The 13,244-nt window shown below is 55.1% G+C and carries 8 protein-coding genes; 4 read left to right on the forward strand and 4 right to left on the reverse strand.

Going from position 1 to position 13,244, the window contains the following annotated elements; translation table 11 throughout:
* Positions 1–11: 11 nt before the first annotated feature.
* Positions 12–938: a hypothetical protein gene (locus tag C4520_04890; GenBank protein RJP24032.1), complete on the forward strand. Its 927-nt coding sequence runs from the start codon at positions 12–14 to the stop codon at positions 936–938.
* Positions 939–940: 2 nt separating this feature from the next.
* Here C4520_04890 and C4520_04895 read toward each other — a convergent pair whose 3' ends face one another.
* From C4520_04895 to C4520_04905, 3 genes are all read right to left on the reverse strand, one after another.
* Positions 941–2,089, reverse strand: coding sequence for an SGNH/GDSL hydrolase family protein (locus tag C4520_04895; GenBank protein ID RJP24033.1), 1,149 nt, complete (start codon positions 2,087–2,089; stop codon positions 941–943).
* A 361-nt stretch (positions 2,090–2,450) separates the two neighbouring features.
* A complete protein-coding gene (locus C4520_04900) occupies positions 2,451–4,310 on the reverse strand; it encodes a hypothetical protein (protein RJP24077.1) in 1,860 nt (619 codons plus the stop codon).
* Between the two features lie 177 nt (positions 4,311–4,487).
* Positions 4,488–4,820, reverse strand: coding sequence for a hypothetical protein (locus C4520_04905; protein RJP24034.1), 333 nt, complete (start codon positions 4,818–4,820; stop codon positions 4,488–4,490).
* Positions 4,821–5,329: 509 nt separating this feature from the next.
* On the opposite strand from C4520_04905, the gene C4520_04910 reads away from it, so the two are divergent.
* From C4520_04910 to C4520_04920, 3 genes are all read left to right on the forward strand, one after another.
* Positions 5,330–8,254: an ethylbenzene dehydrogenase gene (locus tag C4520_04910; GenBank protein ID RJP24035.1), complete on the forward strand. Its 2,925-nt coding sequence runs from the start codon at positions 5,330–5,332 to the stop codon at positions 8,252–8,254.
* 153 nt (positions 8,255–8,407) lie between these two features.
* Positions 8,408–9,640, forward strand: a complete 1,233-nt coding sequence (locus tag C4520_04915; protein RJP24078.1) for an MFS transporter — start codon at positions 8,408–8,410, stop codon at positions 9,638–9,640.
* Between the two features lie 154 nt (positions 9,641–9,794).
* Entirely contained in the window at positions 9,795–12,710 is a 2,916-nt protein-coding gene (locus C4520_04920; GenBank protein ID RJP24036.1) for a hypothetical protein, read from the forward strand.
* A gap of 150 nt (positions 12,711–12,860) precedes the next feature.
* Here the strand turns inward: C4520_04920 and C4520_04925 are convergent, their stop codons facing one another.
* Positions 12,861–13,241, reverse strand: coding sequence for an ankyrin repeat domain-containing protein (locus C4520_04925; protein ID RJP24037.1), 381 nt, complete (start codon positions 13,239–13,241; stop codon positions 12,861–12,863).
* Positions 13,242–13,244 lie beyond the last annotated feature (3 nt).

A 13,244-nucleotide genomic window follows, 5' to 3' on the forward strand; every position in this document is an offset into this window, starting at 1 on the left:
AGGAGGCGGCTATGATTGTTGACGTCCATTACCATCTCATTCCGATGTTGCCCGAGGAGATACTCGAGCGGCTGATAGACGACCCGCTGAGGTCAGCCAGAATCATGAAAAGAAATATCAGCAGGGAAGAGCTGCTGAGGAGAGCGTCGGAGACGTATGCGGACCCGACCGGCGAAAAGCTGCTGAAATCGATGGACGAAGCCGGGATCGATTTCACCTGCATTTGCGCGGTTGACAACGCCTCGAACGAAGTATTCACGGAGGAGCTTGCGCAGATGCAGAACCGTGTGATTGGGCAGATCGCGCAGGAGAACCCGCACCGCGTGCTGGCGCTGGCGGGAATCGATCCGCGACGCGCGAATGCGCTTGATATGCTGAAACGGTGCTTCGAGGAATTCGGGATGAGAGGCTTGAAGTATCATCCGGATTCGGGGTACGATCCGGGCGGCGCCGCCTCATACACACTTCTTGAATATCTGCAGGAAAAGAATGGAGTTCTGCTGACGCACACAGGCCCGCTGATGCCGCCGTCTCGCTGCAAGTATGCGGACCCGATGCTTCTTGCCGATCTTGCGGTGGATTTTCCGAATCTGAAGGTGATTGCCGCCCATATGGGTCAAATGAACTGGCGGCCGTGGGCCGCATTGGCGGCGCACCAGCCGACGCTTTACGGCGATCTCGCGATGTGGGACGCTTATGCGTTCGGGCATTACGAGCTGTTTTGCCGGGAGCTGCGCGATCTGATCGATTATGCCGGTATATCGAAGGTGCTCTTTGGAACCGATAATCCGATATTCAGCATCGTGGCGCCGACAAAGGAGTGGATTTCCTTATTGCGTGAGCTTCCGAAAAAAGCTCCGGCAGGAATCACTTTTACCGAAGCCGAAGTCGAGGCGATATTGGGCGGGAACGCCGCCTCGATGCTGGGGCTGAGCTGACGCTAGTCGAGAAGGTTATTTTCTGCCAGATAATCCCCGATCAATTGAGCGCGTTTGATTTCGCCGGCGGGGGTGAAGTGGTAGCCGTCCTGATAATATTCCTTGTTGACTGACATCGCCTTCGCGAAATCGTGCACGTATGCGCGATCAGAAAACCCCCTGACGATCTCATTGTGTTCTTCGATGGCCTTCTGATTCTCTCTGCATGAAATGGCCGGATCATCAAAGAAGGGAGAATATGCGAAGGTGACGAAAACGACCTTCACGTCATTGGCCTGAGCTATTGCTATAAGGCTTTTCAGGTTCGACTCGAAGTAGATCGGGCGATTCTCCTCGAGCATCTTTGAGGCGGGGACTTTGAGGAAGATATCGGCCGGATACCGGTTCTGCCTGTACAGCATTCTGTGCAAGCCGGCGTAAAAGCTCGGCGGCCTCTCAACCAGGTTCCAATCGAGAGAGCCATGCGATTCCGCGAGGCCGGCGCGGACGGCAAACATCCTGAGGAACGTGCTGTAATGCCAGATGGGAGGCATCTTCATCGGGCTGACATTTACGATTCGCGCGCCTGAATTATCGGCGCGATATGCGGACGGCGGCCAGACGATGCGGGGATACACGTCGTTGATGGCATGGTAGACGATGATCAGATCGGGCTCGAGTTCCAGGAGCCGGAACTGGAAATTGATCAGCGTCTCCCATGACGTGTACATTCCTGCGCCGGCATTAATCACCTCGACCTGCGGGTAGCCGTTCTCATGCAGATATCGTTCGAGTTGATACGGGTAGGCTTCGCGGTAGTCCTCCGTCATGCCGTACGTAGTGGACCCTCCCAGGCAGGCAATTCTGAAAACGCCATCCTTCTTCTTCAGCTCGATTTCATCGCCGCGAAATCCGAGAGAATTATGCTTGTCCAATCCCTTCTGGAAATTCGGAGTTGGATAGAAGCCGAGATATCTGTGAGGAGAATATGTCTGCTGGAGGTTGTTCTTTCCGTAGCGGGAATAGAGCTGGTTAAGGGAGCCGTATTTGCGGAAAACCGGCTCGGGCGCGAAGTGGAGATACATGCGCGACGCTGCTTCGAGAAGCGCAAAAGCGAAGCAGAGGGAAAGAAACAAGAGAAAGATTTTTGAGAGGGTGCTTTCTATTTTCATGGGTGGAGAGAGCCTGTTATGGGAAAAGCACGTGGACGGACATGGACGGATATGGACGGACACGGACTAAATACGCAAGCTAGACGGAGGGATGCGGACGAGCAAAGACGAAGAACACGGACGAGCACGGACGAACAAGGACTTACACGGACAAACACAAGTAAAAGAGCCCTATTCACACAGTCTTTCCGCTTGAGCCAGAAGAGAGGCCGAATGAATTCGGCCCTACCACGACTTCCTTTTAACAGAGAGCCTTCGGCCTTGATGGTGCAGGAGATCAGAGAAGGAGAAGCGGAAGTACAAAGGACTCCACCACCCCAGCCGGCGTTCCAGCGCCTGCGCCTCGGTGCCATCAAAATTTTCAATCCAATTCGAATTCGTCGCGCCAATCCGTTTTTTCTTTCCATGGCGGCTGGGCCTGTTTGTCGAAGAGGAAATTTTCCATGACGAGATAATCCATGTCGGTCCGCATGAAGCAGCGGTAAGCGTCCTCGGGGGTGCAAACGATGGGTTCGCCGCGCACATTGAAGCTGGTGTTAACGAGAACGGAACAGCCGGTCAATTCCTTGAAGGAATTAATGAGGAGCCAGTATCTTTCGTTTGTTTTCCGGCTCACCGTTTGAATTCGGGCGGAATAATCGACGTGGGTGACGGCCGGGATATCGGAACGCAGATAATAGAGCCGTTCGAAGAGCGGAAGCTCCGCATAATTCTCCGGGACGGCCTTGCAATGCTCGGCTTTCACCGGCGCCACAAGGAGCATATAAGGAGAGGCGCAGTCCAGTTCGAAATAATCGCGGCAGTCTTCCTCGAGGACGGACGGCGCGAACGGACGGAATCCTTCGCGATATTTGATTTTCAGATTGAGCCGCTTTTGCATCTCGGGATGCCGCGGGTCGCCCAGGATGCTCCGGTTCCCGAGCGCGCGCGGGCCGTATTCCATTCTTCCCTGCAGCCAGCCGACGACTTTCCCCTCGGTCAAGAGGCGCGCCACATCGTTGCACAGGTCTTGGAAATCGGGGGAATGGCGATATGGCGCGTCATATTTTCGAGCGGTCCGCATGATGTCGGCCGCGTCGTACTCGGGGCCGAGATAAGCCCCCTGCATCGCATCGGAATCTTCGGTGGGAGTGCGGTCGTGTTTTTTCCAGATATGATAGGCCGCCAATGCCGCGCCCACCGCGCCTCCGGCGTCGCCCGCGGCAGGCTGTATCCAGAGGTTCTTGAACGTTTGGCGGTCAAGCAGTTTTCCGTTCGCCACGCAGTTGAGCGCGACTCCGCCGGCCAAGACGAGGTTATCGGAGTCAACGAGTTGTCGGGCGGTGGCGGCAAGTCGCAGCACGATCTCCTCTGTTACCTGCTGGACCGCCAGCGCGAGGTCCATATGAGGTTGCGTAAGCTGCTGGCTCGGAGAACGCCGGGGGACACCGAATAAGGCTTCCCATCGGCTGTCGCGGCACATGGTGAGACCGGTCGCATAATTGAAGTAATCCATATTCAAGAGAATGGAGCCGTCTTCCCGCAGGTCAACCAGTTCGTCGAGGATTTTCTTGCGATACTGGCGGGAGCGATCGCTCTGCGGGTTGCCGTACGGCGCAAGTCCCATGAGCTTATACTCTCCGCTGTTGACCTTGAATCCGCAGTAGTAAGTGAATGCCGAATAGAGCAGCCCGAGCGAATGCGGGAAATGCAGTTCCTTGAGAATACGGATCGAGTTGTCGCGGCCGGAGCAGATGGTGGTCGTCGCCCACTCCCCCACTCCGTCTATCGTTATGATTGCCGCCTCTTGAAAGGGAGAGGGGAAGAAAGCGCTTGCAGCGTGCGACAGATGGTGTTCGGGAAACAGAAGCGGCGGGCGCCCGCCTCCCAACTCGGCCAATTGCTGCTTCAGGAGCTGTCTCATGAAGAGTTTTTCTTTCACCCAGACCGGCATGGCGGAGAGAAAGCTCTGCAGACCTCTGGGTGAGAAGGCATGGTATGTCTCGAGGAGGCGCTCGAACTTGATGTAAGGCTTTTCATAGAAAGCGACGGCAGCCAATTCTGCGGGAGTCAGACCGCCCTCCTGCAACACGTATGCGGCCGCGTGGGCGGGAAAGGAGGAGTCATGTTTCTTTCGGGTGAAGCGCTCCTCGTGCGCGGCCGCGACAATCTTTCCGTCAATGCATAGAGCGGCGGCGCTGTCATGATAAAACGCCGAAATACCCAGGATTGCTTCCTGCATAGCCATTTAGAAAATCGTATAGACGAAGGGAGCTATCGCGGAGGAGCCTGTCAACAGGATCAACAACCCGAACAGGAGCAGGCTCAGAATAAGCGGAAGGAGCCAGAACTTTTTTCTGACTTTGAGAAAGCCCCACAGGTCTTGCAGAAACTCCATTTCGTTCTCCAGTAATTTCAGTTAGTAAGGACGTTCTATATCCTTAGCCTCATACGTGCAGTTGCGATTGGTAAACACCGAGCCCGTGGCTTTCTTCCACGATCCGATCTGCATTGCGTCGGCGCCCAGCAGGCGGCGGACGGCGCCCACCGGCACCACGAGCACAAGGAAGAGCAAGGTGAATATCACCTTCGACATGATTATGCTCATCAGATATGCAAGTCCGAACCACAGCTTTGCCGGGTAATAATAAAAATTCGGCCAAACCATGTCGACCACGAGAAGCAGGATCGCGGGCGGAAGAAGACCCGGCTTTTCACCAAGGAAGGCCACCAGGAGACAGATCAGCACCATGGCCATTCCTGTATCCTTGGCCTGATCGCGAGTTATCGGTCTTTGAAGCGGGCTATCTGATCTATTCATTCTCTCCGGGATGCCGGTAATCGGGACACTGGCCGCTCTAACAGATTCTTAATAGATTTATTATAGAAAGAGAGAGTCAAGCATGTCAACAATAGTCAGTCGCTTGACATCAACTGAAGAAATAATTTAGAATTTGCCACAATGAACTGTGAGCGCAGGCGTCCTTAATCACATCTGCGGATGGTACTCGGGTGGTACTACTGAATTTTGCCCTCTCCCGAAGGACCAGGAAGACATCGCTACTGGCGGTCTTTCCGGTCGCCTGCATTTTTTTTGGATGTTTCCGGTGGCAAGAAATGGCTTGACAGGGTATCATGCTGAGGGTATAATGGTGAATGACTATTCATTCACTTATCGGCCTGCGGGCCAGGAAGCACCGATTGAATTCTTAAAAAGCTCGGTTTCCTGCACGCGAAACGTTGCGGTAAGGAGGATTTACCATGTCTGATTTCCGATTCACCCGGCGTGATTTTCTGAAGATATCCGGCACGACTGCTCTGGCGCTTTCGCTGGATTCGCTTGGCTTTTTGGGGGGAGCAGCGTACGCGACCGAGAAGATATTTCAGGAATGGAAGTACAGCGGGTGGGAAAAGCTTCACAGGGAGGAATGGAAGTGGGATAAATTGACGTATGGGACGCATCTGGTTGACTGCTATCCCGGCAATTGTCTGTGGCGCGTCTACACGAAAGACGGCATCGTCTGGCGCGAGGAGCAAGCGGGAAAATATCCGGTGATAGATGCGACAGGTCCTGACTGGAATCCGCGCGGCTGCCAGAAGGGATGCTCATACAGCAACATGATGTACAATCCGGACCGCGTGAAATATCCGATGAAGCGGGTGGGCGCTCGCGGCGAGGGGAAATGGAAACGGATAAGCTGGGATGAAGCGATCAATGAGGTTGCCGAACATCTCTTCAACGCGATACAGCAACATGGCTGCGAGTCGATCGTGTTCGAGCCCGGCCCGGGCAATGGCGGCTGGATACATTTTCTTGCTGCGTTCCGGCTGTTCAGCGGCATTGGCGCGACGGAACTCGACGTGAATGCCACGATCGGAGACTTCAACAAGGGTGTATATGAAACATTCGGCAAGTTCCAATTCTGCGAGTCGTGCGACGCGTGGTATTTCGGCAAGCTGATTCTCATCTGGCACATGAATCCGGTGTACACCCGAATCCCGTCGTATCATTTCATTAGTGAAGCCCGCTATAACGGGTCTGAGGTCATCACGATTGCACCCGATTATTCGCCTTCCGCAATTCATGCGGACCAGTGGATTCCGGTTGAAACCGGCGGCGATGCCGCGCTTGGTCTGGCAGTGGGTCAGGTGTTGCTTTCGGAAGGCACGTATGACAAAGCGTTTGTTAAGGAGCAAACGGATTTTCCGCTGCTGGTGAGGACTGACACGAAGAAATTCTTGCGCGAGACCGACGTAACCGGCAAGGGGCTCGAGGATCAGTTTTACTTCTGGGACACTGCGGCAAACCAGCCGGTGAAGGCGCCGCGCGGGACGCTTAAGCTGCCTTGTGATCCCGCCCTCGAGGGAACGTACAAGGTAACTCTCGGCAACGGGAAACAGGTCGAGGTGCGCCCGGCCTTCGCCATTTTCAAGGAGATGGTGGAACGCGATTATACTCCGGAAAAGGCTTCGGCCATGTGTGGAGTTGATCCGGCCACAATCAGGGAGTTGGCGCACAAGGCATGGAAAGCGCGCGGCAACGTGCAGATACTGGTTGGCTGGAACTCGGCGAAATACTATCATGGCGACCTGATGGAGCGCGCGATGTGCCTTCTGCTGGCGCTCACGGGGAGCGTCGGCAACAAGGGAAGCGGCATCCGCGGCTGGAACGAATCGCTGTTTGATGGAGCCACGGCGCTGATGATTCGCGAGAGGAGAGGCATCAGCTCGCTGATGCAATATGGCGAATCGCGCCTCGATCAGTTCCTGCTCAAGTCGAAGGACCCAGAGATCACCGACGAGATCATGCAGCGGGAATTGGAGCGCCAGGCGAATCGGCAGCGAATGAACATGGTTCCGCCGGCTTTCCTGTACTATTTCCATTCTAACTACCGCGACACGTGGAACAAGAAAGAATGGCATTGCCCTTCGATGAAGCGCAATTTCGATGACTATATGAAAGAGGCGATCGGCAAGGGATGGTGGGACGGCTATCTTCGGCCGGCGCCGGACCAGGAGCCTCAGGTCTATTGTTTCCTGGGCACGTCTCCCGCCCGCAAGAACCGCGGCTGGTGGAAAAACATCTATCCGGAGCTGTGGAAGAAGTATAAATTCATCTTCACATTGGAGACCCGCTGGAGCACAACGGCGCTTATGGCGGACATGGTCTTGCCGGCTGCAGGCTTCTACGAGAAAACCGACACCCGCTTCCCCACCCCGCATGTGCCGTGGCTGACGTTGACCGAGAAGGCTGTACCGCCGCCGGGGGAAGCGCAAGAGGAATGGGCTGTTTGCAAGAAGCTGGCGGAAAAGATGCACGATCTGGGTGAGAAAAAGAATTTCACAAAATATCAGGGACGAAACGGGACGACGCTTGACCTCACGAAGCTTGTACAGCACCAGACGCTGGAAAGATCAAATGCGGAAGAGACGCTTGACGACGCTCTCAAGCTGAGCGTTCAGATGGGAACGCTGCCGGAGGGTACCGGCATCGATACGCTTCGGAAAGAAGGGATTATCCGATTCACGGGAATCGGGAAGCTTGACATCATCGCGATGCATTTGGCTACCGACATCAAGCCGGATGAGCCGATCGTGCCGCTGACGTATCATACGGGCCCGAAGAAGATTCCCTATCCCACATATAACCGCAGGATGACCTTCTACATCGACCACGACTGGTTCATCGAGGCGGGCGAGCACCTTCCGGTCCACAAGGATAACCCGAAGATGGGCGGCAATTATCCATTGCGCATGACCAGCGGCCACCAACGGTGGAGCGTCCACTCGATCTGGATCACTGACGACGTGCTCGCGCGTACGCACCAGGGGCGTCCGTTCATGTTCATGAATACCGAAGACGCCAAGAAGCGCGGGATCGAGGACGGCGATCTGGTGCGCGTGCACAATGATTTCGATGATTTCACCGTGCACGTCAAATTGACATCGGCCGCACGGTCGCAGGAAGGCGCGAGGCCGGGGCAGGTCATGATATATCACGCGTGGGAGCCGTATCAATTCGAAAAGTGGAAGAGCTACGACACGGCCATTCCGGGCATGATCAAATGGCTTGATCTCGCCGCAGGCTACGGTCATCTGGATTATTACCGCTGGAACTGGTGCACCCAGCCGATTGACAGGGCTGTTTCGGTGGAGGTGGAGAAGGCCGCAGTAACAAAGGCTTGAGGACATAGAGAAATGAAGGGCCGTCGCTGGAGCGACGGCCCTTTTCATTTCCGGCAAAGCCCTATATAATTCTCTCCGCGATATCATCATATTGGAGGGGAGAGTGAACAAAGCGTGCAGCGCCAGTATGAAAAGACAGTAAATGCCTGGTGCATGTATGACTGGGCGAACTCGGCGTTCGCCACCACGATACTCGCCGCTGTTTTCCCAATTTTTTATGGCAGGGTTGCAGGCGCGACATTGCCGGGGAATTTGGCGACTGTCTATTGGGGATATACCGCCTCCGCCGCACTCTTCACGGTCGCGTTCGCAGCTCCCATTCTTGGCGCGATAGCCGATCATTCCGGCGCCAAGAAGAAATTTCTTCTTGTGTTTGCGGCTCTAGGCATTGCATTCACTGCTCTCCTCGCGACGATCCAGCAGGGCGCATGGCGGCCGGCTTCGTTCTTCTTCGTCCTCGCCTACATCGGCTTCGCAGGCAGTATCATATTCTACGACTCGCTTCTCCCCCACATCAGCAAACCCGAAGACATCGATCGCGTCTCCTCGAAAGGGTTCGCGATCGGCTATCTGGGCGGCGGATTGCTGCTCGCGCTGAATCTGGCGTGGATCATGGCGCCGCAAGTGTTCATGCTGAAGGACACGGCCGCGGCGTCACGCCTTTCATTTTTCAGCGTCGCCGTCTGGTGGGCAATCTTTTCCATCCCGCTCTTCCGGAAAGTACCGGAACCCGCCGCTTCGCCTCTGGCAGGCGCAATCAGTCCCGTTCGGGGGGGCTTCCAGCGCTTGTCCCGCACGTTTCACGAGATCCGGCGCTACAAGGAACTAACGAAATTTCTTGTTGCCTTCTGGCTGTACAGCGACGGCATCGGCACCGTGATCAAGATGGCGACCATTTATGGCAGCGAAATTGGAATCGGGACCTCATCGCTCATCGGCGCGCTGCTGATGGTGCAGTTTATCGGATTTCCCGCGACCATCGCGGTTGGCAAAATCGCGAGCAGGATCGGAACCAAGCGGGCCATATTCATCACGCTCGCGATCTACTGCTTCATTTCGGTCGGCGGATATTTCATGAGCCGGGCATGGCACTTTTGGGCGCTCTCGGTGCTGGTGGCGTGCGCGCAGGGCGGCGCACAGGCGTTAAGCCGGTCTCTTTTCGGAAGAATGGCGCCAATTGAGAAATCGGCCGAATTCTTCGGGTTTTTCAGCATCAGCAGCAAATTCGCCGGCATCGTCGGGCCGTTCCTCTTTGCGGTCGTCGGACAGCTTACCGGCACGAGCCGGCTCAGCATCCTGTCGCTCATCTTCTTTTTTGTTTGCGGGGGACTACTTCTGGCTCGGGTGGATGTTGAGGAGGGTCTGCGAGCCAGTACCGGCGCCTGATAGCGGCCAGGATTATGCTCGCTTTCACTCAGTGAACGCAGTTCACAAAATATAGTCGATTAATTTTTTATTGCTCTCCATGGGCCATTTGTGCTAAAATCGCCGCATTCGACCATTGTTGATAGAAGAATCAGGTCAGGACGTGGAGGTCTATATGTCGAGTTTCAGGTTCACCCGGCGCCAATTTCTCAAGATAAGCGGAACAACTGCGTTAGCTCTCTCGCTCGATTCTCTTGGATTTCTTGGCGGTGCAGCTCAAGCCACTGAGAAGGTTTTTCAGGAGTGGAAGTACGGGAAGTGGGAAGACCTTCACCGGAGTGAATGGAAATGGGATAAGGTGACCTACGGCACGCACCTGGTTGATTGCTATCCCGGCAACTGCCTGTGGCGGGTATACACGAAAGACGGGGTTGTCTGGCGAGAGGAGCAGGCGGGAAAATATCCGGTTATCGATGCCGGCGGTCCGGATTTCAATCCGCGCGGCTGCCAGAAGGGCTGTTCATTCAGCAACATGATGTACAACCCCGATCGCGTGAAATATCCGATGATCCGCGTGGGCAAGCGCGGAGAGGGCAAGTGGAAGCGGATTTCATGGGAAGAGGCGGCCGATACGGTTTGCAGGCATTTACTTGATGCTATTCGCACGGCGGGCCCGGAATCGATTGTGTTCGAGCCGGGGCCGGGCAATGGCGGCTGGGTGCATTTGATGTCGGCCGGCGACTTTCTGGGTGGGCTCGGCGCGACGAGTCTCGATCTGAATTCAACGATTGGCGACTTCAATAAAGGTATATACGAGACATTCGGCAAGTTTCAATTTTGCGATTCCGTTGACGGCTGGTTTTTCGGAAAATTGCTGCTGATCTGGCACATGAATCCGGTTTACACGCGCATCCCGTCATATCATTTCATAGCCGAAGCCCGTTATAACGGAGCGGAAGTTGTCACTATTGCGCCCGATTATTCTCCATCGGCGATCCATGCGGATGAATGGATTCCGATCGAGATGGGCGGTGACGCCGCACTAGGTCTTGCCGTGGCGCAGACTCTTATCGCCGAGGGCAAATATGAAAGTGGTTTCTTAAAGGAACAGACCGATTTCCCGCTTCTTGTACGAACGGACACAGGAAAATTTTTGCGAGAAACTGACGTTACCGGGGGCGGCCTGGAGGATCAGTTGTACTTTTGGGACACTGCGTCAAATGCGCCGGCGAAGGCACCGCGAGGCACGCTTGCGCTCCCGTGCGATCCCGCTCTCGAGGGGAGACATCGTGTTGCCCTGCATAATGGCGAGCAGGTCGAGGTCCGGCCGGCCTTCGACATCTTCAAGGAAATGGTCAATCGCGACTATACGCCGGAAAAAGCATCGGCCGTGTGCGGAGTCAGTCCGGAGACAATCCGAAGGCTGACGGAAAAAGTGTGGAAAGCGCGCGGGCACGTCCAGATCTTGGTCGGCTGGAATTCATCGAAGTATTATCATGGCGATCTCATGGAGCGCGCGATGTGTCTGTTGCTTGCGCTGACCGCAAGCATCGGCAACAAAGGCAGCGGCATCCGGGGCTGGAACGAATCACTGTTTGAAGGCAGCGCTCTTTTGCGCGCGAAGAGGGAAGAAGAGCCGCAGTCAGCGGAGCATTATGGAGAGGCTCGCCTGGACAAGTACATTCTGCAGGCGAAGGACCCGTCGCTGACGCACGAGATCATGCAGCGCGAGTTGGAGCGAATGCACAACGCGATGCGCGGGAGCGGAGTGCCGCCGGTCTTCCTGTATTACTTCCATTCGAACTACCGTAACACGTGGAACAACAAGGCATGGCACTGCTCGAGCATGAAGCGCAGCTTCGATGAGTACATGGATGAGGCGATAGCAAAGGGATGGTGGAACCATCTGGTGCGGCCGGCGCCCGATCAGAAGCCGCAGGTATATTGTTTCTACGGGACAAGTCCGGCTCGTAAGAACCGCGGCTGGTGGAAAAACATCTATCCGGACCTCTGGAAGCAGTACAAATTCATCTTCACGATTGAAACGCGATGGAGCACCACTGCTTTGCTGGCCGATCTGGTCCTGCCGGGCGCGGGCTTCTACGAGAAGACCGACACCCGCTTCCCCACCCCGCATGTGCCGTGGCTGACGCTGACGGAGTCGGCGGTCGCTCCGCCGGGCGAGGGCAAGAACGAATGGGAAGCCTGGAAATTCATTGCCGAGCGAATGAAGAATTTGGCCGAAGCAGAGAACTTCTTGACGTATCAGAACCGGCGCGGCAAGGCTTTCGATTTGTCGACGATTGTAGAAGAGACAACGCTCAACCGCCAAAATGCGGAGGAAACGCTCGATGATGCGCTGAAGATGAGCGCGAGAATGGGGACGCTGCCCGAGGAGACAAACCTTCAAACGCTGCGACAGGACGGCATCGTCCGTTTTACGAAAGTATCGAAGATGGACGTGATCGCGATGCATCTGGCGACCGATATCAAGCCGGATGAGCCGATCGTGCCGCTGACATATCATACCGGCCCGAAGAAGATCCCGTACCCGACGTACAATCGCCGGATCACGTTTTATATTGATCATGACTGGTTCATCGAGGCGGGCGAGCAACTCCCGGTGCATAAGGAAAATCCGAAGATGGGTGGCAATTATCCGCTGAGGATGACGAGCGGCCATCAGCGCTGGAGTGTCCACTCGATCTGGATCACCGACGACGTGCTCGCACGCACGCATCAAGGCCGGCCGTTCATGTTCATGAATACGGAGGATGCTGCCAGTCGCGGCATTGAGGACGGCGATCTGGTGCGGGTATATAATGATTTCGATGATTTCACCGTACACGTGAAGTTGACTGCCGCGGCGCGCTCGCAGGAAGGGCCGCGGCCCGGGCAGGTAATCATTTATCACGCGTGGGAGCCGTACCAGTTCGAGAAATGGAAGAGTTACGATACCGCGATTCCGGGAATGGTGAAGTGGCTTGATCTTGCTGCGGGTTACGGGCATCTGAATTATTACCGCTGGAACTGGTGCACGCAGCCGATCGATCGCGCGGTTTCGGTCGAGGTGGAAAAGGCGAAGGCTTAAATAATAATAGGTGGCTGGCCTTGGACGCTCCGGGGGGTTAGAGACTATTTAGTAAAAAGCAACAACATCTAATAACAATTTAAATATGGTCTCTGTCCCCATATTTTATGGGGCCGCCCCTGGTCTTCTGGTATTTGAGCTCTCAGATGGTCAAGATGAAATCCCCACCTCGTCAGGATCAAATTCCTTCAGGTATTGAACTATTTCAGTATGCTTTTGCGATAAAGCCAAGTCGAGAGCGGTCTCGCCGCACTTATTTCTTGCTTTGCGTTCAGCGCCCTTTTCGACCAGAAGCCTTACTATATCTGTATGTCCTTGTCTCGCCGCATGCATAAGGGGAGTCATTCCATTTGCGTCTTTCCCATTGATAATAAAAGTAAAGGGTCTTTTTCGGAGCAGATCTTTCACTTTCGCAGAATTGCCTTTGGCTGCCCACCGCCTCAACTCCTTTTCAGGATTCTTTGTCATCCATACAAAGGGAAGCAGGCCCCATAACAGCAAGTTGATCAGGAAGAAAAGATCGGCATCCATTTT

The sequence above is a fragment of the Candidatus Abyssobacteria bacterium SURF_5 genome (genome assembly GCA_003598085.1).
In the GTDB taxonomy this organism is placed as follows: Bacteria; Abyssobacteria; SURF-5; order SURF-5; family SURF-5; genus SURF-5.